Source organism: Streptomyces sp. NPDC006655, from assembly GCF_040703965.1.
Classification (GTDB): domain Bacteria; phylum Actinomycetota; class Actinomycetes; order Streptomycetales; family Streptomycetaceae; genus Streptomyces.
Map to the genome: position 1 here is coordinate 37,082 of NZ_JBEYJU010000056.1, position 20,386 is coordinate 57,467.

Consider the following 20,386-nt stretch of genomic DNA (forward strand, 5'->3'; position numbering starts at 1 on the left):
CGCTGCGTGAGCGGACGGCCCAGCACCGACCGCCACAATTCAGCTTGGCCAACGTGCTGGGCGCCACTGGCCTGCACAAACAGCAGTCCGCGGCAGAGACAAGCACCACCCGGCACGGATCCAATCCCACTCCTAAAGCGGGTGTCGCAGGTTCGAATCCTGCCGGGGGCACAGAGAAACACCTGGTCAGAGGCCCTTCCGTCCGACGGACGGGAGGGCCTCTGCGGTTGCAGCACACGTACGGCACCGACGCTGCGGCCCCCTACAGTTGCTGCTCCCACGGATTGACCACCCGAGCCCCGGTTCGGGCCATGTGCTTGATGTTGCGTGTGGCCACCGTCCAGCCGTTGGCCAGGGCAGTGGCGGCGATCAGGGCGTCCGGTGGGTCGATGCTGGTGCCAGCGGCCTTGAGCGTCTTGTGGATGGTGAGGTAGGCGGCCGCTTCCGGTTCGCCGATAGGTGCGATGCGGTCACGGAATTCGTGTCGTACCGCAGCGAGGGCTTGTGCGTAGCGGGCTTGCCTTACGGGATCCGGTGCGGCGGCAACGCCTGCCTCGATCTCGGCCACGGTGATCACGCTCAAGAAGCGGTTGGGGCGGGCCGTGGACCGGAACCAGGCCAGGACCCGCGGGTCGGGCTTCGCCCGGGTCGTGAGCTCGGCAACGACATTGGTGTCGAACAGGTAGATCACTCGGCGTCCGTCTGAGCATCGTAGGAACGGGCGCCGAACTCCAGACCCTCGAAGGGCCGGGAGAGCAGGAATTCCTCGAAGCCGTCGTTGCTCAGCGTCACCCAGCGGTGCAGCATCTCGGGCAGAGCCTCGATCTCCGTGTCGGTGAGCTCTGCGTCGAAGTGCCGACGCTGGTCCTCAGGCAGGGACTCCCGGATGTCACGGATGGTCCGCAGCGGATGCGACGACGGGCGCGGCGGGTGAGGCACACCGCTCGAGGCTGTGGTCATCGGCATCCCCTCCGCATGCATCGGGCTGCGTACTGCTGCTGGTCCCAGGCTACGGGTTTCCGCCTGCCCGCTCACATCTTTGGGACGAGAGCGGGGCATCCGTCAGCCTGGCCGCCGAGCGACAGCGGCAGTTCTTACGGCGTCCGCCTGGTCGTCCTCGTCAACAGGTACCGCCCCCAACCAAGTGGCCGGCCGGAACGGATTCGGCACACATGAGGCCGGGAATGGCTGGGAACACGCGAAAACCGTGGAGGAGTGATTTCGCAGCTCAGGTGCACTGGAAGCTACATTTACGCAGGTCACAGCCTCGCCCAAGGAAAACTCCTAAAGCGGGTGTCGCAGGTTCGAATCCTGCCGGGGGCACAGAGAAACACGTGGTCAGGGGCCCTTCCGTCCGACGGACGGAAGGACCCGGGGCTGCTTCCGGTTCTTCGGCGGCGGCCCGGCCCTCTCCTCGTACCGGCGGCCGAGTCGCAGCTGCCCGTCCGGCCGGGCCGGCCCCCCATGGGTGATCCGGGCCGCCCCATGCCGTCGACCAGCGTGTGGAGGAGGGCGGGTCGGGACTCGGCGCGTCCGCTACCGGGCGTGCCACTCCCTGGCGCTGGCCGCGTAGACCGTGCGGCGGGCGCGGTTGAGGTTGCCGAGGGGGCGGAACTCCGGTGGGGAGTGCCAGGGGTTGAATGCGAGGGTGTCGACGTGGTCGCGGGTGGCCCGGCCCTGCGCGTCGAGGGTGTCCTGGGCGGGAATCGTCAGGGTGGCCACGGCGAGCCAGGGCGAGTCGCTTTCCTTCCATTCGACTGCCCCGTCCTCGATCGGTGTCAGCCTCTCGCTGACGTACTTCTGGATGTGCAGGGCGAACCGGACCGACGCGTCGCTCAGCCGGGCGGCGAAGTCGGTCTGGAGACCGTCGGCCGCGTCCGGTATCGGGGCGGGCGTCTGGGCGGGACCGTCGAGTGGGCCGAGTGGGCTGAGGCGGAACCTGACGGGGCCTGTGTCGCCCCACAGGATCGCTCCGCGACTCCAGTAGGACTCCAGGGCCAGGCCGGGCGACGGACGGTTGGCCTGCTTGAGATTGCGGAGAACGCGGGCGGTCTCCGAAGGGCCCAACTTGGCCAGCATCCGCGGCAGGACCAGGAGTTTGGGACCGGCGCCGATCCTGGCGATCTCCACGAACTGGGTGGCGTCGCGGGCGTGGGAGACCGGGTAGCTGGTCATGAGGAGGTCGTGTTCGCCGCCACCGGGGAGGGTCAGCTTCAGTGCCGCGCCGCGGAGGTCGGGGCTGCCGTCGGGCCGGACGGTGCCGCTGGCGTTGGAGAGCCGGACGACGGCCGGCAGCCGGGCTCCGGCGTTGAAGTCTCCGGCCCGGAGGTCGGAGGGCAGATCGGTCCGGAAGGCGAGTTCGGCGTTGTCCACTCCGACGACGATCTTGGCGTGGAACGTGCGGCGGGAGACCTGTGAGCCGGACTTTTGTTTGTTCGTCCGCTGGACGCCGACGATGACGTCCGCCAGGTCGCGGAAGTGGGCCTCTTCGGCCTCCGGTGAGCCGCCGTGATGGATCTCGCGCCAGCCGCCGGGCGTCGCGTCCGGTGCGTCTCGTGCGTCCGGTACGTCCGGCGGGGAGTCGTGGGTGTCTGTCATGGTGCGTCTTCCTCCGTCGGCGGTGCGGCCGTTCAGACGATCCTGGCGTTGTGCGTGGCGGTGTCGATGACGTCGTCGAGGCGGCCGGCGAGGATCTGCCGTGCCGCGCTGAGTGTGAATCCGGCGGCTGTGCCGGCGGGGACGTGGGCGGGGACGGCGAGGGCGTAGGGGTCGACGAGGATGTCGACGACGACCGGGCCGCCGGTGTGGGCCAACGCGGACGCGAGGCCGTCCGCCACGTCACCGGGGTCTTCGATGCGGATGCCCCTGGCACCCATGGCCTCGGCGACGGCGGCGAAGTCCGGGTTGGCGAAGTCGGTCCCGAACGGGACGAAACCAGCTTCCTGTTGCTCGATCTTGACGAAGTCCAGGCCGCTGTTGTTCAGCACGATGTGGACGACGGGCAGTCGGCGCTGTACCTCCGTGAGCAGGTCGCCGAGTGCGAGCATGGTGAACCCGCCGTCGCCGCACAGGGCGATCGTCTGCCGTCCGGGGAAGGCCAGTTGTGCCCCGAAGGCGCCGGGCGAGGCGGTGGCCATCGACGCCCACGAGAACGATCCGAACAGCCGCCGCTTCGGCCCGTACCTGATGTGCCGGGCCGCCCAGATGACGGGGGTGCCGGTGTCGGCGAAGAACAGCGCGTCGTCGGCGGCGAGGTCGCTGAGGACCGTGGCGAGGTACTCCGGCCTGATCGGCCTGATCCGCGGTCCCTTCTCCGCGTAGTGCCGCATCCTGCGGTGGAACCGCTCGGTCTCCTCCACACAGCGGGCGAGGAACCCGCCGTCGGACTTCGGCTCGACCAGTGGCAGCAGCGCGGCCACGGTGGCCTGTACGTCGCCGGTGACGGCCAGGTCCACCGGTACGCGCCGGCCGAGCCGTTCCGGGTCGTGGTCGACCTGGATGATCCTGGTCCCGCCGCGCGGCAGGAAGCTGCTGAACGGGAAGTCGGTGCCGAGCATCAGCAGCACGTCCGCGTGCTGGAGCGCGTGATGGCAGCCGCCGTAGCCGAGGAGACCGGTCATCCCGACCGCGTTCGCGTTGTCGTGTTCGAGGAACTGCTTGCCCTTGAGGGAGTAGCCGACCGGTGCGCCCAGCTTTCCGGCCAGCGCCGTCACCTCCGCGTGCGCCCCGGCGCAGCCCTGGCCGCCGAAGACCGCCACCGTGCCCGCCTCGTTGATCAGCTCGGCCATGGCGGCGAGGTCCTCCGCTCCGGCCGGCGCGCGTACCGGTCGGGGCAGCCGGATCTCGTAGCGGTCCTTCGGCGCGTGCGCCGCCGCGACGTCACCGGGCAGTGCGACGACCGCGGGGCCGCCCCGTGTCACCGCGGCCGTCACCGCGGAGGTCACGACGGTGCGGAGCTGGCCGGGGTTGACCAGTCGGCCCACGTACACCGCCGCGGACGCGAAGAACCGGTACGGGTTCAGCTCCTCGACGGTCTCGCTGTCCATCAGGCCGGTCTCGGTGTCGCCGGCCAGGACGATGACGGGCACCTTCTCCTTGAGGGCGTCCAGCATGCCGTTGATCAGGTGTGCCACCCCAGGTCCCGCCGTGCCGCACACGGCCACCGGATGCCCCGTCAGTTTCGCCTCCGCGACCGCGGCGAAGACGCCGAACTCCTCGTTGCGCACGTGCACGAAGTCGACCTGGCCGTTGCGGCGCATCGCGTCGACCACCGGGTTCAGTGCGTCGCCGACTATGCCGTAGCAGCGCCGTACGCCCGCGCTGACCAGCATCTCCCACAGGCCGTCGGCCACCGTTTTCGACATGGCGGGTGTCTCCGTTCTCAGCCGGTCTCAGCCGGTGTCAGCCGTTCTCGTGGGGTTCGGGTTCGGGTTCGGGTTCGGGTTCGGACCCCGACCCGGATGCGGGTCCGGTCAGCGGGTCTCGCCGGGCGTGGCGTCGAGGACTCCGGCGCGCGGGCTCAGTGCCCAGTCGAGGGCGAAGTCGGCGACGGCCTCCCAGCCGGGCTCGCCGCAGGTGAAGTGGTCGCGGCCGTCGAAGACGGTGTGGGCGGTGACCGCCGTCGAGTGCTTCGCGTTCTTCTCGTAGTTCTGCCGCTGGACGACCGGGGGCAGGATGTGGTCGCTGCCGCCGGAGACGAACAGCAGCGGCGCCCGGTCACCGTCGGCGAAGTCGAATGTCGTGGCCGCGTGCGGGGTGACGGCAGCGAGGCCGCCCTGGAAGAGGATGCGGGCCGGCGTCGGCACGGCGTAACGGTCGTAGGCCCGCCGGGAGGCGTCCTCGTCCAGGGTGTTGGTGAAGGCGTAGTGGAACTGCTCGGCCGTCAGGGGGACGGCCCGGTGCGCGTTCGCCGGGTTCTTCAGGACCGGCAGGACCGAGCGGAGCTCCGAGAACGGCATCGCGTTCACGCCCTTGACCGCGGCGCCGTCGATCGACACTCCGGCCGCCCCGAGCCCGGCGCCCACCAGGAGCTGGGCGAACGTCCCGCCGAACGAGTGCCCCATGATGATCGGCGGGGAGTCGAGTTTCCCGATGACGGCGGTGAGATGATCCAGCACCTCGCGCACCCCGACCTCGGCGATCGCCGAGGCGTCCTCGCGGAGCGCCGCCACCCCGGCCTCCCCCGGCTCGATCCCGGGGTATCCGGGCGTGAGGACGGTGAAGCCCCGCTCCTCGTACCGGGCCGCCCAATGCTCCCAGGCGAGCGGTGTCATCCACAGACCGTGGATCAGGACGATCGTGTTCGGTGCAGAAGCCATGTCCGCATCCCTCCGTCGCTACGGCAGCCGTCAGGGCGGACGCCCGGCCGGTTCTGTCCTGCCGCCGTCAGCGTGGCACCGCGCGCACTGTGCACGGTGCCAAGGATTCGACCGGCTGTTGTGCACGGCAACAACCCCTGACGGCAGCGGAGTCGAAGATGCCGACCGCGAGCGGTGCCGGGGCGCGTCCTCGTCCGACACCGGCCGACCGGAGTCTGTTCCGAGACCAGGCCCCGTCGGTGCACCCGGCGGCCCCCGCCGACTCTCACTCGGGCCGGGCCAGGGTGTCGCCGCCTGTCGTGTCTCTCCAGACGACGGCCAGCCGGGCCAGTTCCCGGTGTGCGTGACGGTCGAGGTCGAGGCCGGTCAGCTTCTCGATCCGGTTGATGCGGTAGAGCAGGGTGTTGCGGTGGGCCGGGAGCGCTGCCGCTGCCGCGGTCCGGTTGAAGCCGTGCGCGGCCAGGCACCGCAGCGTCTGCGACAACGTCCCGGAGGGGTCCTCGGCGTCCAGCCGGTCGAGGACCCGCCGCACGATGTCCTCGGCCAGCCGGGGGGAGTTCGCGAGCATGAGCTCCGTCAGGAAGTCGTCCGCGCGGATCCGTCCCCGGCGTCCGGCCCGGCCCGCCAGGGTGACCAGGTCGTGCAGGTTGCCGACCGCTTCCGCGAGCCCGGCGGCGCCGGTGGCCGACTCGGCGGCGAGGATCAGCGCGCTGTCGGCGAGGAAGCCCGCCCAGTCGAAGCCCGGACCGGTCAGCCCGGCGACGCGGTGCCCCTGTGTGCAGGCGAGTGCGCCAGCGGACCGCAGACGCGCCGCCAGGCCGGCGTGCGCGGCGGCCGAGCCGCCGTCGATCGCGGCGACGAACGGGCAGTGGGGGCCGGTGAGTTCGAAGCCCAGCCGCTCCGCCCGGTCGAGGTCCTCGATGGTCGTCGCCGACCGGGCGCAGATCCGGGCGAACAGCGTCGCCGCCCGGGAGTCGCCGTCGGCGGACGGCAGGTCCCGCTGGTCGGCGAACGCCCGCGTGACGGTCGTCAGGGCGATGTCGAGGAACGCCCACGGCACCTCCAGGTGAGGCGGCGGCCAGGCACCGCCCTCGGGCAGGCCGGCCTCCGTGACGCTGCTCCGCACCGCCCGCGCCGCGCCGCAGCAGGCACGGATCGCGTCCTCGGCGGCGAGGCCGTGCCGCGCCGCCTCGCGCGCCGCCTCGTACAGGTCCGACAGCACGTCCCCGCCGGGCTCCTGTCCGCTCAGCAGCCAGTTCCTGACCAGTTCCAGGCTGCGGCGGATGATGTCCTCCATGGCTCCCGCCCGGGAGCCATGGCCAGGTATTCGTCCGGCCGGGGTGTCGCTCAGATCGCGGGCCAACTGCCGTGCCAGCGCCTCGCTGTCCAGGTCGTGTAGTACGCCGCGCAGCTGGCCGGACGCCGCCAGTCCGACACCGGCCCGGGGCGTGGCGTACATGGATGTCACCTTCCAGATGCTCGGTGCGGACTGGTTCTCGCCGGTGCATGGGGGAGGCAGCCCACGCATGGCAGCCGGGGCAGCCCACGCACGGGCAGCCGGGGGCAGCCGACGCATGGGCGGCCGGTGGCGGCCGCCGCACGGGGATGTCCGGTGCGGCCGGTGCGTCGGGGTGGCCGACGACGACCGGTGGACAGGGTTGGCCGACGACGACCGGTGGACAGGGTTGGCCGCTGCCGTGGTCACCGTCGGCGCCGGTGCTGTCGGCACGCGTCGGGCACGGGCCGTCGGCGCGAGACCGCTACAGCATGTCCGGCGGCGGGAGCAGGAAGTTCCATGCGCTCAGCACCCCGCTGACGAACGCCACGAGCGAGGCGGGCAGCAGCAGGTAGAGCCCGGCGGGCCTGCCGGACGCCAGGACGGCTCCGCCGGCCACGAACAGCAGCATGACGACGATGCTGGTGTCACGGCGGTCGAAGAGGCCGGTCAGTCGCTTGTCGGCGGTGACCGGAGCGCGCCTGCGCCGCCCGATGGCCAGCAGGCTCAGACCCCCGGCCAGCCCGGCGGTCATGAGTTCGGCGCCCAGGGCCCAGTCGGCTTGGCGGGGCACCAGCAGAATCGTCGCCATGACCAGCGGCGCAAGGAACAGCACGAGGGTCTGCGCCGCGATCGCGCGCAGCACCGGGTGTCTGGCGATCCGGTTGGCGTTGAGGGACACCGCGACGAACAACAGGCCGGTGAGGGCACCGCTGGCGCCTCCGGTCATCACGGCGAAGCTTTCCCAGTCAACGGGACCGGCCATGTCCTCGCACTCCCCGCGTAGGCAACTGGAACAGGTCTTTCGGGACAGCTTCCGCGACGCTCGGGCAGCACCCCGGCGGCCACTTCCCGCGGGGGCCGCGCCGGGACCGCGGCCGGTGTCCGGCGCGTGACGGACACCGGCACGGGATCCCCTCCGCATGCGCGTTCTGTCCGCTCCATTGAACACTCTCCCGCCCTGTGCGAGGGCACGAAGGCCCGGCTGCGTTTTGGGAGTTCGCCCAACGGGAGCGCCGATAGCTTCGCGGCATGAACAAAAGCCCCGTCGCCCGCCTGGGCGGTTCCTGGACCTGGCATCTGCTCTACGGGCTGGTCTCGATCGTCATCGGCGTCATATCCGTGGCGTGGCCCGGTCCGACCCTCGTCGTACTCGCGGTGGTCCTCGGTGCTCAGCTGATCGCCACCGGGGTCTTCCGGCTGGTGGGATCGGCGAGCCTGGGGGAGACCGGTACCGCCCGCACCCTCACCGCGGTCCTCGGCGTGGTGAGCCTGCTGCTCGGGCTGTACGCGATCCGGCACGTTCTGATCACGGTGCTCGCGCTGGGGCTGCTGCTCGGCGTCTACTGGATCGTGGACGGTTTCACCGCCGTGTTCGCGGCGGTCGACCATCCCGGCCTGCCCGGACGAGCATGGGACGTCTTCATCGGGCTGCTCGGTGTCCTGGCCGGCCTGACGCTGCTGGTCTGGCCGGGGTTGTCGCTGCTGACGCTGTCCTTCCTGGCCGGGCTGTGGCTGATCATGCTCGGCGCCATGCAGCTCGGCCTGGCACGCCGGATCCGGGGCATCGCCCGACCGGCCTGACTCCATCCTCCGCGGGGTCAGTCCTCCGCGCGGCCTCCGGCTTCGGTCGCGGTCCTGAACCGGGAGCGCCACGGCGGGTTCTGCGACTCGGAACCCGCACTGATCAGCGGCCGGCCCCCGGGCACGAACCGGGCAAGGTATCCGATACCCCGCCGTTCGGGCCGTGGGGTTTCGACGTGGGCCGAGAGGGGTTCGCATGCAGCCAGACGGGCGACGAATATCCGAGGCACCCGCCGACGGCGATCAAAGGACCGGCCGGGCGCCGGTGTCACGGCTGACCGTGTTCGGCTGGGCAGTCGCAGCGGCAGGGGGCGTCGCGGCGGTTGCCGTGGCCGCCATGACGCTGTACAGCGTACGTTCGGTACTGATCAAGGCAGTCATCGGGCTGTTCCTCGCCATGAGGTTCCCCCGAGATGCGGGGATGGGTGACAGGGGGTCAGATGGGTCTCACGAGAGGAGCCCAGACGTTGCTCGACCTGCCCCGGATACGGAAGGGGCTGGTCGCCGCCTTCCCGCAGCGGCACCGCCGCAAGGCCGACGACGCCGTTGCCGTCGTCGCCGACAAGGTCGGCTCATACATGATCGGGAATTTCGCCATCTCGGCGATCGCCGGAGTCGCCACGTTCGTCGCTCTGACTGCCCTACAAGTGCCGTTCGCGGTTCCGCTGGCGGTCTTCGTCGCACTGACCGACCTGCTCCCGATGATCGGCGCGACACTTGGCGCCGTGGTCTGCATCGTCGCCGCCCTGGCCACCACCGACCTGTGGCCGAACACCATCGTCGTCGCACTGTTCTTCGTCGTCTACCAGCAGCTGGAGAACTACCTCATCGCACCGAGGGTGTTGCGCAACGCGGTGCAGATGTCGGCCCTCGCCGTGCTGCTCGCGGCGCTCATCGGCGGAACGCTACTTGGACTCATCGGCGCGTTGATGGCGATCCCCATCGCCGCTGCCATCAAGACCATCACTGTCCCGGCGCTGCGAACCCGTCGGCAGGACAGCCTCACGACGACGCTCGAAACCCCCGGCCCAGGGTCATGAAGTGCTGAATCAACACCCTGATCGACGGGCTGGCGCGATCTTGCTCAGGTGGATGGTCCCGGCCACGAAGGGGGGTGTGTCACGTTCAACGTCTGATCTTGGTTGGGGCCTGTCGAGAATTGGACAGTTCCTTCCGGGATGTGAGCCCGGTTCCCGCCGGCCGAGGCCAGCAGCATCATCGCGCGCCGGTAGCGCACCGAGTCGGTGCTGCCCCGACGCACGATCTGCTGCAGTTTCCGCCCTTGCTGATCGGTAGGTCTGCGCACACGGACAGGCTCCGCCACCATGCCTCCAGCCGTCGGATCGGACTTCACCGACCAGCCAACCGCCACGATCACCGGTCAGAGCACTAGTCGAAGGCGTCCGGCCGCTCCGAAGCCGACTGTATGTCCGGGGCGACGGCCTCCCAGGTGACGGCGAGCAGCACGAGGGTGCGGTCCCGCTGGTCCTTGAGCGACAGTCCGGTCAGCTTCTCGATCCGGCCCATCCGGTACAGCAGCGTGTTGCGGTGCACCGGCAGCGCGGCCGCTGCCGCAGTGCTGTCGAAGCCGTGGACGGCGAGGCACCGCAGAGTGTCCGCCAGATCCACGGCTTCGGCCCGCTCCAGCGGACCGAAGACCCGCCGGACGATCCGGTCGGAGGCTTCCGGGGAGTCGGCCAGCAGCAGTTCGGGCAGGTAGTCGTCGGCGCGTACCCGGCCCCGGCGTCCGGACCGGGCCGCGATCGCGAGCAACGCGCGCAGGCCGTCGACCGCCGGGCCGAGCCGGTCGCGGGCGAGTGGCGGGTCCTGGGCCAGGATCAGCCGCGGGTCTTCGAGAAACGGCTCCCAGCCGAACCCGGACGGTGTCAGCCCGGTCACCCGGACCCCCTCGGTGAACGCGAGCGCCCCTGCCGTGCGCAGCCGCGACGCGAGAGCGGCGTGCGAGGCGACCGTGGCCCCGGCCAGCCGGGCGGCGAACGGACGGTACGGTTCCGTCAGATCGAACCCGAGCCGGGCGGCCCGGTCCCGGTCCTCGATCGTGACCGGCAGCCGCGCGCACAACCGGTCGAACAAGGCTCGGGCGCGCCGGTCTCCGGCCGTGGACGGCGCGTCCTGCTGGTCGGCGTAGGCCCGCGCGAACACGTCCACCACCAGGTCGAGGTAGTCCTCCAGACAGCCCCAGACCGTGTCCCACTCCGCGACGAGCACCGCCCGGTCCTCGTCACCCGCCAGGTCGAGCAGTGCTTCCCAGAACATCCGCGCACCACGGCGGTAGACCAGGATGCTGTCCTCGATCGGCTGGCCGGCGACAGCTCGGGCGCGCAGGAACTCGTGCAGTTCGGAACGGAGGTAACTGTCCGGCGCGATCCCGTTGACCATCCAGCGCAGTATGAGGTCGACGTTCCAGCGCACCACGGCCGTCCGGTCCACCGGCCACTCGAACCGGGTGTAGGCAGGCAACCGGCCGAACCCGGCCTCCATCCGGCGCACCACGACGCCGACGTCGAAGCGCTCCAGAACACGCCGCAGTTCACCACCGCCTGCCGCACCCGCACCCGCACCCGCACCCGCACCCGCACCCGCACCCGCACCCGCACCCGCACCCGCACCCGCACCCGCACCCGCACCCGCACCGGACGGGGGAAGCACATTCACGGACCCGATCCTTCCACATCCGTTCGCCCGTCCGGGCCCTCGATACCTGAGCACTCCGGGACCCGCCGAGCCCCTGACATCCTCGAACGACTCCCCAACCAGTTCGTGGTTCACGATGCCATCGACTCCCCTGCCGACGACCTGGCCGCCAAGCACTTGTCGGGGAAGGGCCCGTCGGCACGGACTCAGCACACATGAGGCCGGGACGCGCCGTGAACACGTGAGAACTACGGAGGAGTGTTCCCCACGTCAGACACCTCAAAGTCGAAGTCTCCGCAGGTCACAGCCCCGCCCAGGGAAAACTCCTAAAGCGGGTGTCGCAGGTTCGAATCCTGCCGGGGGCACCAGCCAAAAGGCCCCGGACCGATCATGGTCCGGGGCCTTTGACATCTACTTTTGACATCAACGAGGGCGGTCAGCCGCGACCGGGGCGCCGTTTCCTGAGTAGCCGGTCCATGTGGCTCATGGCTTCGCGCTGCGTGTCCTGGACGACGTGCGTGTACACGTCCATGGTGATGCTGATCTGGGAGTGCCCGAGGATCTCCATCACGACGCGGAGTGCGACTCCAGCCGCTGCGAGTGGGGCGGCGGTGCCGTGCCGGGCGTTCGTGCAGCCGGATGACGCGGAGGCCGGCGGACTGGGCGATGCGGGTGAAGGACCGGTAGACGTTCCTCGGCTCGATCGGGCGGCCGGTGCGGGTGGTGAAGACGTAGTCGGACTCGCGCCACCTCTCCCCTGCCTTGGTGCGGCAGCTGCCTGCCGCAGCCGGTGCCAGCGAGGGGGTGCGATACAGAGGGCGGGCGGGCAGCCAGACGGCGCGGCGACGGCGGCTCTTCGGATCGTCGTCGCACAGGACGCCACGGCAGAGCTGGGTCTGCTGACTTACGTGGAGGACGCGGTTGTCGAGCGTCGAGGTCAGACCAGCAGACATCGACCATCTCGCCCGGCGGCGACCCAGGCCATGGCGAGTGCAACTGCACGACGCAACCCCGGGAAGGCGGTGGCGACGGCGGGCCGGTCGTTGACCGCGCCGCCGAGGGCGTCGATGAGCAGGCCTCTGGCGCCGCCCACGCCGGTGAACTGGTGCGGTTGCCCAAGAGCGGCGGTCATGTCGACTGCTGCCGCTTGGCTGATCGGTTCGCGCACGATGTGTGACTCGGCGGCGAAGGCGACGCGGGGGCCCAGGTGCCGGCGCCCCAGCGGTCCGCTTCGCAGGCGGCCCGCGGGTAGTCGCAGGGGACGATCACCCGGTCGGTCTCGGGCCGGCCCACCGCGGCGGCCGGCCGGGAACCACCTTGCCCGGCCTTCCCCAGGATTGGATCACCGACGACATCGATGACGCCTGACCACACCCCGATCGGCCCACGGCGGCGGCCGTGGGCACGCTTCGCCGTCGACCGCGGGAGCGCGCGGCGGGTCGGACAGTCTCCGACCGGTCAGGCGATCTCGGAGTCGATGCCGGTGATCACTGCGGGGCCGAGCGGCACGCGGTCCGCGTCGAGCCCGGCGTCCCGCAGCGCGGTCTCCGCAAGCCGCCGCGCCTCGCGCTCCGCGTCGGCATTGCTGTCCGCCTCCACGGTGAGCCGGAGGGCGAAGGTGTTGTCGTCGTTGACGGCGAGCACGTCCAGGTCCTCGGCGCTGCCCATCCTGGTGCCGTGCGGATCCGCGGGCCGCAGCGCCCGCCCCAGCCGCTGCCGTGCCGCCTCGTCGACGCCTGCGGTAAAGGTGCCGGGCACAGTGATCACGTAGGTGGTCATGATGCTCCTCCCATCAGGTTTCACACCGCCTACCCCACATCACCGCGAGGAGTGCGTCCGTACCCCCGGGCGGCCCAATCCGCGCGGCGAGCGGTCTCGTAGATGAACTGGCAGGCCCCCCGATCGCGATGCCGCTGTACAAGCGCTTCGACGAGGAGCCGTTGATGACCGGCATGGCGAAGTCGACCAGCAGACCGCCGGCAGCTGCGACCGGGCGGATCCTGCCGTCGGGGTCGGCCGACAGGCCGCCGCCAGCCGGACCCGGAACCGGAACCGGAACCGAAGTACGGCCCCGGACGTCGTAGCGACGTCCCAATGGCGCGAAGGAGTGGTCATGACCACGGAGGACAGCAGACGGGGCCGACGGACCCGGCCCTCACTCGCGGCCGTCCTGGTCGCCCTCTCCTGTCTCCTGACCGCCTGCGGAGGCAGCGGCGGCGACTCAGAGGCGGACTCAGCCCCGCCGCGCCCTTCCGCCACCCCACCCACGACCGAGCCCTCGGTGAGCGGCTCCAGCACGCCGAGCACCCCCAGCTCGCCCTCCGCGACAGTGTCGGCAACGCCGAAACCGCAGGCATCGAAGTCGACGCGAGCCCCAAGCCCTCACGGGACGTCCTCCGCGTCCGCAGGATGTGTCGCGGGCTCCGCAACCATCGCCCACGGCCCCGGGGATCCCTCCGTCCACACCCTGTGTGTGCGATCGGGTACGACGGTGACCGTGGTCCTCAAGCCCCGGGCCCAGGGTGGCTGGCCGCAGGCACGCAGCAGCAACCCGATGCTGGCCCTGGTGACCTCGGCCGCGACCGACAGGCAGGGCGTCACCCGGGTCACGGTGCGGGCCGCGCGCACCGGCTCGGTGACCGTCACCTGGGGTCCGCAGGGCGCGCCCCTTTTCACGCTCCGGCTGAGTGTGGCGGCGTATCCGGTGCAGTGAGCCGGACACGCGGCGGCCGGTGCGCCCCGGGCTGGGTGCGCACCGGCCGTCGTATGCCGGAGTCGGTCTTGGTCAGTTCTTACGGCCCTTGAGGCGCCGTACGTCGAAGGACCAGATGCCGCGTCCGTGGGTGGCGGCGTACAGCTTGCGGTCCGGGCCGAGGCGCAGCTGCATCACGGCCGTGGTGGGCAGGTGGTGGCCCAGGACCTGCCACTGGGTGGTTCCGGCGGGCCGGTAGAAGGTCGCCAGGTCGGTGCCGAGGGCGAGGCCGCCGTTCGGCAGGAGCTTGACCGTGTTGGCGGGAACATCGGGCAGGTTCGCCGAGATGTCCGTCCAGTCGGCGCCACCGTTCCTCGACTCGAAGACGTGGCCGACGCCGGCACCCGGGCCCTCGGTCCACTTGCGGGAGAAGCCGTTGACGGCGACGAACACGTGCTGGGCGTCGGCCGGGTCCACCTCGAAGCCGGAGATGTAGCGGTTCGGGATGGTGCCGTCGACCGGGAGGTTCAGCTGGCGCCAGCCGGTGCCGTCGGCCTTGCCGACCGCGATGCCCCGGGTGAAGCCCTGGTTGTTGCAGGGCCCGCACCAGCCGACGTACACCGTGCCGCCCGAGGACGCCACGGCGGTGGCCACGTGGCCGTCACCGAGGTCGTAGGCGCTGGTCCACTCCTTGCCGGAGCGGATCGCGAAGCCCTTGGTCTGCACCCAGACGTGCCGGCCGCCGGCGATCCAGGTGTTGCTGTTCTTGGCGTCGGCGGTGATCGGGGCGATGAAGCGGGCGCCCGCACCGCCCAGGTCCTTGTCCGGCGGGGCGACCTCGTACTCGGTGGCCTTCGACGGGTCCGTGGACCAGGAACCGTCGTTGACACCGCAGTTCTGGGTGACCCAGATGTCGAGGTAGACGTACTCCTCTGCGGTGTTGCAGCCGTTGGCGGGGTCGGTGATGGTGTCGCCGCCGTCGCCGCCGAAGTCGGAGCCCATGACCTTGTCCCGGCCACGCAGGATCGACTGGCCGTTGTCCTGCAGACCGCCGGTCACCGAGACTCCGCCGTAGGTGAGGTCCTTGCCGACGCCCACGGAGTAGTACTGCAGGGTGTCGAGGGTGCCGTCGTTCAGGGACTGCCAGTCCTTGGCGTGGCCGCCGGAGTCGACGGCGCCGCGCAGCGGGCGCCGGTAGATGCCACCGTCGTTGCCGACGTAGACCCAGGTCTTGCCCTTGTAGCTGCCGACGGCGACCGCGTGCTGGTCCGAGTGGGTGGTGGGTGAGCAGTCACCGGTCTGCTGCGACGGGTCGATGCTCCAGCACGGGAAGGGGAAGTTCCAGTACGGGCCGGGCGTGATCCAGCTCTGGCCGCCGTTCTTGGTCTCGAAGACCTCTTCCAGGCCGAGGTAGAGGTGGTCGGCGTTGGCCGGGTCGACCTGGAGGAACTGGTTGTACCAGGACTGGACGCCGGGCATGTAGCCCGCGCCCTGGAGGGCGGATCCGGACGCCTTCAGCGTGGTGTAGTCCGCGATCTGCGTCCACGGCCCGAACGGAGAGCCGTTCCTGGAGACGTACACGCCCTTGAGCCCGCTGTCCGGGTTGGCGGCCATCTGCGCCGGAGACTGGTCGATGGCGTACAGGCGCGAGCCGTCCGCTGCCGCGGCGAACGTCATGTTGCCGACGTCGTCGCTGCTCGTCGGCAGGTCGCCGAGGCCGCTGACCGGCTTCCAACTGCCGTCGTTCTGCTTGGCGTACAGCCCGTTGTAGGTGTCGCCGCCGCGCCAGCCGACCGCGAGGAGGACCTTGCTCGGGTCCTTGGGGTCGACGGCGATGTCGTTGGTGATGTTCTTGTACGGCGCGCTCGGGTCGTCCGCCTTCGAACCACCCGGCAGATAGTCCGGGTTGGGGGCGAACTCCTGCTTCCACGGGCCGGACAGGGTGGTCGTGGAGTGCGACCACACGCCGGTGCTGGTCGCCGCCCACACCTTGGTGCCGGCGAAGCGGAGCGCGTGGATGACGGTGCTCTCCAGTTCGGCGCCGCCGACGCGGTCGCCGGGCTGGAACTGCCCGTGCCGCGGATCCTTCAGGACGTACACGCCCGTGCCCACGAAGGACGTGGCCCCGGTGTTGGACTCGCCCGTCGCGTACCAGAGCCGCTTCTGTCCGTCCAGGGCCAGAGTGCCCGTCGACAGGGACGGCAACTTGTCGGCGATCGGCTTCCAGTGTCCGCCGCCGGTCGTGGACCGGAAGACCCCGCCGTTCGCGCCGCCCGCGTACACATAGCCCTGGTCGTCGGCCGCGATCCCGGTGATCCGGCCGGTGACGTCGCCCGCGCCGCCGCTGGAGTTGGAGTTCACATCGCGGTAGCGGGGATCGTCGGAGTTGTACGCCTTCTTGGTGACGTGGTCCCAGCTGCCGCTCGCGTGCTTCATCGACTGGAGCTGCTGCCAGGCCGCGCCGTAGGCGCCGGGCGCGACCACGCCGGGCGCGGTACGCGCCTCGGTGAACTGGGCTGTGGACTCTGCTGAGTTCTCCGCTTCGTCGGAACCGCCGTCATCGCCTTCGGATGCGGTGAAGGCGGCCATGCCGTGGCCGGCGTGCACCGCCCTGATGTGCTGGTGGCCTATCGCGGCCTGATGGCGCGCGTTCCACGGCCGGGGTCTGGTGCCGGCCGATGCGGCGAACGACTGGGTGCTGACCAGTCCGAACGCGGCGGCTACGACGGTACAGGTGATGAACCGCCGACGAAGCCGTTGGGGCGTCATGCCCTCTCCTCCCTGCGACGGGCATATGGGGGTGTCCCGACGCAGAGGGGATCTTGGCGTGACCACAACAGTCACACAAAGGGCTCACAGGAAAAAATGGCAGGGTGTTTACCTTGTGGCTCGGATGAACACGAACTTCCCTCTTGTCGCAACTGTTTGGGTCTGCGGACGGAAGACTTCGGCAGCCCGGATCACCGGAGAGTCCGGTGCGGCCGAACTGCCTGGATGGCCGTCGCGCGGTGCGTGGCCACGGCCGCCGCGAAGGGGCCGGGGAACGTGCCGGTGGGGAACAGGCCGCTGTAGGCGTCGGTCGAGTTCTGCGGCGCGTTGTCCTCGCTCTCGACGAACAGCGGTCGTACGGCGAACGGGCCGTCGGTGGTGAGACCCTCGTAGTCGCCGAGGAAGTGGCCGCGCGCGTAAGGGGCCTGAAGCCAGTCGAAGACGCGGGAGACACGGCGCTCGGTGGGGTGGTCCTCGGCGCCGCGCGGGAAGGTCAGCAGCCAGGCTGCGGTGGGCAAGGTGGTGGTGTTCCCGGCGGTCAGGTGGCGCAGGTCGTAGTAGGTGACGGCGACCGTGCCCCGTGCGTCCACGTGCGCATTGCCATCCCCACCTCCCCGAAGGTGGGCGCGTCTTGGGCTGTTCCGGCCACATGCGGTCCCGGTGCCGCCGGGACACGAGTTGCCTCGCGAGCCTAACTTGGCGCCTTTTCAGGGGAGTTATCGGAAACGGTCAAGGGCACGTCAATTAACGTTACGCCGGCTCGGTCACCGGGTGGACCGCCAGGAGCGGCCCGGGACGGGGAAGGCGGCGGCGAGGACGAGGGCGGCGGCACCGGACACCAGCAGCGGTACATGGCCGTCGGCGCCCCAGGCGAGTCCGGCCGAGGGACCGGCAAGGAGGACGGCGTGGGCGGGGCCTTGTCGTCCCCAAAGGGTCTGCGGTGCTCACCGCTTCCAACCCTGCGGCCAGCCTCGGGCGACTCCCGGCCCCCTGTCCCCGGGGACTTTCGCGGCCTCTCATGGGAACGTCATGGGAACGGCGGCGGGGAAGGCCGAGTAAAGACAGGGAAGGACCGGAAGAAGCCGGAAGACTCCAACGCACTGACCAGCAGGAACGGTGAAGCTGGGGAAAATCCAGAGCAGACAGGGTGATCAATAGGCTCTCTCCTGAAGCGGGTGTCGCAGGTTCGAATCCTGCCGGGGGCACCAGGCAAAACGGCCCGGACCGATCATGGTTCGGGCCGTTTTGACGGCAGGCTTTGACGGCAGTCGCCTCTACGTCGCAGTAGGCCGATCAGCGCCCGGGCTTCCTAACGTGTCCCAAAGCGACGAACCCGACGCCGACCGCGAGAAGCGACGGGGAGCGGACACTCCAGCTCACCAGCATGAGCAGGGCCCCGGTACCCCACAGCCGGGGTTGTCGCACCAGCCGGGGAAGCCGTCGGCCAGGCATCCGTCCGAGCAGCAACGCGTGCACCCCGAGCACAGCCCAACTCAGGGCCAGCACCAGCAGTAGCACCATACCTATGAGCATCCCGCCCCCCACCTGTGCGACGGCTCGGCGACAGTCTGTCAGGCGGCAGGCCGTCGGCGTTTGAGCAGCCGGTCCATGTGGCTGATCGCCTCCCGCTGGGTGTTGTGCACGACGTGCGTATACACGTCCATCGTGATGCTGATCCGGCTATGTCCCAGGATCTCCATGATGACCCGTGGGACAACGCCGGCCGCCGTCAGCAGCGTGGCGGTGCCGTGCCGTGCATCGTGCAGCCGGACCACGCGCAGACCGGCGTCAGCGGCCACTCGCGTGAACGACCGGTAGACGTTGCGCGGCTCGACCGGCCGGCCGTTCCGTGTGGCAAAGACGTAGCCGCTCTCCGACCACTCGACGCCCGTGCGCGTGAAGGTCTCACGCAGGCGCAAGCGGTGCCGGCGCAGCGGCGCGATACACAGTGCGGGCATCGGAATCACGCGCCTGCGGCGGCTCTTGGGGTCGTCGTCGTACAGCGATCCCCTGCGCCGCTGCGTCTGCTGACGCACGTGCAGCACTCGGTTGTCCAGGTCCATATCCGACCAGCGCAGCCCCACCAGCTCGCCGCGCCGCAGTCCCATGGCCACCGCAAGCACGAACGCCGCCTACAGCGGATCACGACGTGCGGCAGCTCCACCTTGACGCCCTTGGACCGCGCCCGCTCCACGGTCTGTGGGTCGACGGCGTACGGGATGGGAGCCGGGGCGGGTGCCGAGGGGGGACGACGTCTTGAGTGCCGGCGGCTTGGGTGAGTCGAGTGCGTGGTTGACTGCTGAGGTCGCCGACGGCTGGGAAGTGATATGACGCACGACGCAAGGGCCGTTGCTCAGCGCATGTACGAGGCGTTCAACGCTCGCGACCTCGCTGCGGCAGAGACGATCTTCTCCGCCGACTTCGTGAGCCATCCGCTGGGCACTGTCGGCGTCGACAGCGTCGTCAAGGCGTGGAGCGAGCTTCACGCCACGTTCCCCGACATCCAGGTCATCGTCGAGGACATGGTCGTGGATGCGGACAAGGTGGCGGTTCGCACGTCCTTGCACGGTGTCTTGGGCGGCGCAGGCGTCGATGACCAGCCTCTGCCCTCGATGATGGAGATCTTCCGGGTGCTCGACGGTCGCATCGCCGAACTGTGGGGCATGTCCACGCTCAACCGCCCGGCGGGTAGCAGCGTGACCCCAGGTTGATCACTTGCGAGATGATCTCGGTGTGCGTAGTGGCGACGGGCTGTGTGGGCGCTCGGCCGTGACCTCCCGTCCTTGTTTCTCCAGGCCACCGATGGAAGGGTCCTGGCCCAGGCACAACGGTTCATCCCAGGGAGAGGGAGTCACCATGACTTACGGCTACATCGCCTCGATGAAAACCCGCACCGGTTCCCGCGACGAAGTCGTCTCCATTTTGCTGAGTGGTGTGGACGGTCTCCGTGAGGCGGGATGCCACCTCTACGTTGTCAGCGTGTCCGACGACGATGACGTGACGATCTGGGTGACCGAGGTCTGGGAGAGCAAGGAACACCACGATGCTTCGCTAGAGCTGCCTGAGGCAACAGCTGCCATCGGCAAGGCGATGCCGATGCTGACGGGAGAGTTCACCAGGCAGGAGGTGTCCGTCCTGGGCGGGCTGGGACTGTAGACGTCGTCAAGACTGCATTGGTCTCTGACACCAGCGGCTGACACCAACAGCACGAACAGCAGCGGTCGGTGCCGGACCTCAGTGGCCAATCGACCGAGGCGCAGGGACTGTTGGTCGACCTTGACAGGCCCCCGTGATCGACCTGATAGGGATGAGCACAGTCCTCAAAGCCTCGCTCTCGAATGGGCACCGGCCCCACTGCCGGCGGGCGCCCGTCGCCCTGACTCGGGCAATTGAGTGACTCCGCCGACCTGATCGACTAGGCCACGCCGGTAACTCGTCACGGCCATGAGAGGGACGTCGCGGCCTGCCCCTAACACCCAGCGTTCGCATGGCCACACCATCCTTCAGCGGGCTGCGCCTCGGGCGTATTCCGCGAGTGACCGAGGGAGTGCGCCCCCGCTGGGGGAAAGCCGCGGCAGCGGTGGCGGCAGCGGGCGCAATCTGTCTGGTCGAGGCAGGACCGGCCGCGGCCATCGACTCTGGCGCCGTGGTCGACTGCAAACACAACCCGAACGCCTTGCAGAATGCCCTCTCCAACGCGCAGCCCGGGGCGACGCTGCGTATCCAGGGTGTCTGCTTCGGTAACTTCGTCATTAATACCAACCTGACATTGATCGGCCTAGGGTGCGTTTCAGAAGTGGATCTTGATGTGTCAAGATCCACTTCGTGGGGAGGCACGATCTGACGAATGCGCAGTGGGCGAAGCTGGAGCCG

The 20,386-nt window shown here is 69.9% G+C and carries 18 protein-coding genes, 1 tRNA gene and 3 pseudogenes; 7 read left to right on the top strand and 15 right to left on the bottom strand.

Going from position 1 to position 20,386, the window contains the following annotated elements; translation table 11 throughout:
- Positions 1-262: 262 nt before the first annotated feature.
- From AB0958_RS28320 to AB0958_RS28350, 7 genes are all read right to left on the bottom strand, one after another.
- Positions 263-691 carry a type II toxin-antitoxin system VapC family toxin gene (locus AB0958_RS28320; protein ID WP_366893309.1) on the bottom strand — a complete coding sequence of 143 codons (429 nt, stop codon included), beginning with the start codon at positions 689-691 and terminating at the stop codon, positions 263-265.
- Positions 688-960, bottom strand: coding sequence for a hypothetical protein (locus tag AB0958_RS28325; RefSeq protein WP_366893310.1), 273 nt, complete (start codon positions 958-960; stop codon positions 688-690). Before AB0958_RS28325 ends, AB0958_RS28320 begins: the two co-directional genes overlap by 4 nt.
- 576 nt (positions 961-1,536) lie before the next feature.
- Entirely contained in the window at positions 1,537-2,598 is a 1,062-nt protein-coding gene (locus AB0958_RS28330) for a hypothetical protein (RefSeq protein ID WP_366893311.1), read from the bottom strand.
- A gap of 32 nt (positions 2,599-2,630) precedes the next feature.
- Positions 2,631-4,364, bottom strand: coding sequence for a thiamine pyrophosphate-dependent enzyme (locus AB0958_RS28335; protein ID WP_366893312.1), 1,734 nt, complete (start codon positions 4,362-4,364; stop codon positions 2,631-2,633).
- Positions 4,365-4,472: 108 nt separating this feature from the next.
- Entirely contained in the window at positions 4,473-5,318 is an 846-nt protein-coding gene (locus AB0958_RS28340; protein ID WP_360248470.1) for an alpha/beta fold hydrolase, read from the bottom strand.
- A gap of 265 nt (positions 5,319-5,583) precedes the next feature.
- Complete coding sequence (locus AB0958_RS28345; RefSeq protein ID WP_366893313.1) at positions 5,584-6,777, bottom strand: helix-turn-helix domain-containing protein; 1,194 nt, start codon at positions 6,775-6,777, stop codon at positions 5,584-5,586.
- A 301-nt stretch (positions 6,778-7,078) separates the two neighbouring features.
- Complete coding sequence (locus AB0958_RS28350) at positions 7,079-7,579, bottom strand: hypothetical protein (RefSeq protein WP_360248466.1); 501 nt, start codon at positions 7,577-7,579, stop codon at positions 7,079-7,081.
- Between the two features lie 266 nt (positions 7,580-7,845).
- Here AB0958_RS28350 and AB0958_RS28355 point away from each other — a divergent pair, with 266 nt between their 5' ends.
- Positions 7,846-8,397 (top strand): DUF308 domain-containing protein, encoded by a 552-nt coding sequence (locus tag AB0958_RS28355; protein ID WP_366893314.1) that lies wholly within the window; start codon positions 7,846-7,848, stop codon positions 8,395-8,397.
- 467 nt (positions 8,398-8,864) lie between these two features.
- Positions 8,865-9,437 (top strand): AI-2E family transporter, encoded by a 573-nt coding sequence (locus AB0958_RS28360; RefSeq protein ID WP_366893315.1) that lies wholly within the window; start codon positions 8,865-8,867, stop codon positions 9,435-9,437.
- Between the two features lie 146 nt (positions 9,438-9,583).
- Here the strand turns inward: AB0958_RS28360 and AB0958_RS28365 are convergent.
- A pseudogene (locus tag AB0958_RS28365) lies at positions 9,584-9,721 on the bottom strand (IS630 family transposase); the annotation flags it as partial.
- A gap of 65 nt (positions 9,722-9,786) precedes the next feature.
- The gene (locus AB0958_RS28370; RefSeq protein WP_366893316.1) at positions 9,787-11,073 is read right to left on the bottom strand and encodes a helix-turn-helix domain-containing protein; all 1,287 of its coding nucleotides are present in this window, start codon (positions 11,071-11,073) and stop codon (positions 9,787-9,789) included.
- Positions 11,074-11,342: 269 nt separating this feature from the next.
- Between AB0958_RS28370 and AB0958_RS28375 the strand changes: the two genes are divergently transcribed.
- A tRNA-OTHER gene (locus AB0958_RS28375) sits at positions 11,343-11,420 on the top strand.
- A gap of 68 nt (positions 11,421-11,488) precedes the next feature.
- Here the strand turns inward: AB0958_RS28375 and AB0958_RS28380 are convergent.
- From AB0958_RS28380 to AB0958_RS28390, 3 genes and pseudogenes are all read right to left on the bottom strand, one after another.
- A pseudogene (locus tag AB0958_RS28380) lies at positions 11,489-12,018 on the bottom strand (tyrosine-type recombinase/integrase); the annotation flags it as partial.
- Entirely contained in the window at positions 11,990-12,184 is a 195-nt protein-coding gene (locus AB0958_RS28385; RefSeq protein ID WP_366893317.1) for a hypothetical protein, read from the bottom strand. The gene AB0958_RS28385 and the pseudogene AB0958_RS28380, both read right to left, overlap by 29 nt.
- Before the next feature lie 326 nt (positions 12,185-12,510).
- Entirely contained in the window at positions 12,511-12,831 is a 321-nt protein-coding gene (locus tag AB0958_RS28390; RefSeq protein ID WP_358973911.1) for a hypothetical protein, read from the bottom strand.
- A 718-nt stretch (positions 12,832-13,549) separates the two neighbouring features.
- On the opposite strand from AB0958_RS28390, the gene AB0958_RS28395 reads away from it, so the two are divergent.
- The gene (locus AB0958_RS28395; protein WP_366893318.1) at positions 13,550-13,765 is read left to right on the top strand and encodes a hypothetical protein; all 216 of its coding nucleotides are present in this window, start codon (positions 13,550-13,552) and stop codon (positions 13,763-13,765) included.
- Between the two features lie 72 nt (positions 13,766-13,837).
- Here the strand turns inward: AB0958_RS28395 and AB0958_RS28400 are convergent, their stop codons facing one another.
- From AB0958_RS28400 to AB0958_RS28410, 3 genes and pseudogenes are all read right to left on the bottom strand, one after another.
- A complete protein-coding gene (locus AB0958_RS28400) occupies positions 13,838-16,513 on the bottom strand; it encodes a glycosyl hydrolase (protein ID WP_366893319.1) in 2,676 nt (891 codons plus the stop codon).
- Positions 16,514-16,704: 191 nt separating this feature from the next.
- Complete coding sequence (locus AB0958_RS28405) at positions 16,705-17,103, bottom strand: hypothetical protein (RefSeq protein WP_366893321.1); 399 nt, start codon at positions 17,101-17,103, stop codon at positions 16,705-16,707.
- A gap of 981 nt (positions 17,104-18,084) precedes the next feature.
- Positions 18,085-18,672 (bottom strand): annotated as a pseudogene (locus AB0958_RS28410) (site-specific integrase); the annotation flags it as partial.
- A 168-nt stretch (positions 18,673-18,840) separates the two neighbouring features.
- Here AB0958_RS28410 and AB0958_RS28415 point away from each other — a divergent pair.
- From AB0958_RS28415 to AB0958_RS28425, 3 genes are all read left to right on the top strand, one after another.
- Positions 18,841-19,224, top strand: a complete 384-nt coding sequence (locus AB0958_RS28415; protein WP_366893322.1) for an ester cyclase — start codon at positions 18,841-18,843, stop codon at positions 19,222-19,224.
- Positions 19,225-19,369: 145 nt separating this feature from the next.
- Positions 19,370-19,669, top strand: a complete 300-nt coding sequence (locus AB0958_RS28420) for an antibiotic biosynthesis monooxygenase (protein ID WP_366893323.1) — start codon at positions 19,370-19,372, stop codon at positions 19,667-19,669.
- 331 nt (positions 19,670-20,000) lie between these two features.
- Complete coding sequence (locus AB0958_RS28425; RefSeq protein WP_366893324.1) at positions 20,001-20,357, top strand: hypothetical protein; 357 nt, start codon at positions 20,001-20,003, stop codon at positions 20,355-20,357.
- Positions 20,358-20,386: the final 29 nt, after the last annotated feature.